Here is a 1,264-nt window from a genome sequence, read left to right on the forward strand (position 1 = left end):
GGGCACCGCGCCGCCGCCCGAGGCGATCGGGTTGGCGGCGGAGGTCGCCCGGCGGTCCGGCCCGACGAGCGCCCGGTCGCCTGGAACGACCGGTGGAGGCCGAGCGACGTCTGCACGACGCCCGACGGCGGGTCCGGCGCAGTCTGCTGGTGGCACTGCTCGCACCGGCCGGATTCGCCCTGGTGCTCGCGCTCGTCTACTACCCGGTGGCGACCGCCGGAACGGTGCTGGACCAGGCCACCTTCGACCGGATGCGGGTCGGCACGGCCCGAGCGGACCTGGCCGGGCTGCCCCGGCGGCAGTTGGAACGCCCCACGGCGGACGACCGGGCCGACTGCGAGTACTACACCGACGGCAACTTCCCCCTCGCGGAGCCGACCTGGCGGCTGTGCTTCACCGATGGTCGGCTGACCAGCAAGGAGTGGATCGCGTAGTGCGCACCGACATGACCGGAGCAACACCGGTCCGGGTGGTCCTGGCCGACGACGAGGCGATGATCCGGGCCGGGGTCCGGGCCATCCTCGCCACCGATCCGGGGATCGAGGTGGTCGCCGAGGCCGGTGACGGGCACGCGGCTGTGGAGCTGGTCCGTGCTCACCGCCCCCGGGTCGCGCTGCTGGACATCCGGATGCCCCGGCTGGACGGGCTGGCCGCGGCCGCCGAGATCCGGCGGGTGGTGCCGGACACCGCGACGATCATGCTGACCACGTTCGGTGAGGACGACCACGTGGCCCGGGCGCTCGGGCACGGCGCCAGCGGTTTCCTGCTCAAGGCCGGCGACCCGCGGGAGCTGATCGCCGGGGTGCACGCCGTCGCCGACGGCGGGGCGTACCTGTCGCCGCGGGTGGCCCGCCGGGTCATCGAGCTGGGGGCGGGGCGGTTGGCCCGCCGGCCCGCCGCGCGGGACCGGACCGCCGGGCTCACCGAACGCGAACGGGAGGTGCTGGCGCTGGTCGGGGCGGGGCTGTCCAACGCCGAGATCGCCCGCCGGCTGCACCTGGTGGAGGGCACCGTGAAGAGCTACCTGACCAGCATCTTCACCAGGCTGGACGTGCGCAACCGGGTGCAGGCGGCGATCCTCGCGTACGAGGCGGGACTGGTCGACGGCTGAGCGGTTGCCCGCCATGCCGATGTGCTGGTGAGCGGTATACCTCAGAGGCATATTTATGGGTCTTGTGACGTGTCTGTGGGTGGGTCGGCGCGTCGTTGATGGCGCACGCCGTTGTCCTGCCTAGGTTCTGGCTTGTCGAAGGTCAGAACTAGT

Annotated in this window: 1 protein-coding gene and 1 pseudogene; both read left to right on the plus strand. The window is 72.8% G+C overall.

Annotated elements, in window-relative coordinates:
- Positions 1–434: pseudogene (locus JM949_RS36015) on the plus strand (hypothetical protein); the annotation flags it as partial.
- An 11-nt stretch (positions 435–445) separates the two neighbouring features.
- Positions 446–1,111 carry a response regulator gene (locus JM949_RS36020; RefSeq protein WP_203152481.1) on the plus strand — a complete coding sequence of 222 codons (666 nt, stop codon included), beginning with the start codon at positions 446–448 and terminating at the stop codon, positions 1,109–1,111.
- Positions 1,112–1,264 lie beyond the last annotated feature (153 nt).

Origin of the sequence: Micromonospora tarensis (genome assembly GCF_016803395.1) — a bacterium.
GTDB lineage: Bacteria > Actinomycetota > Actinomycetes > Mycobacteriales > Micromonosporaceae > Micromonospora > Micromonospora tarensis.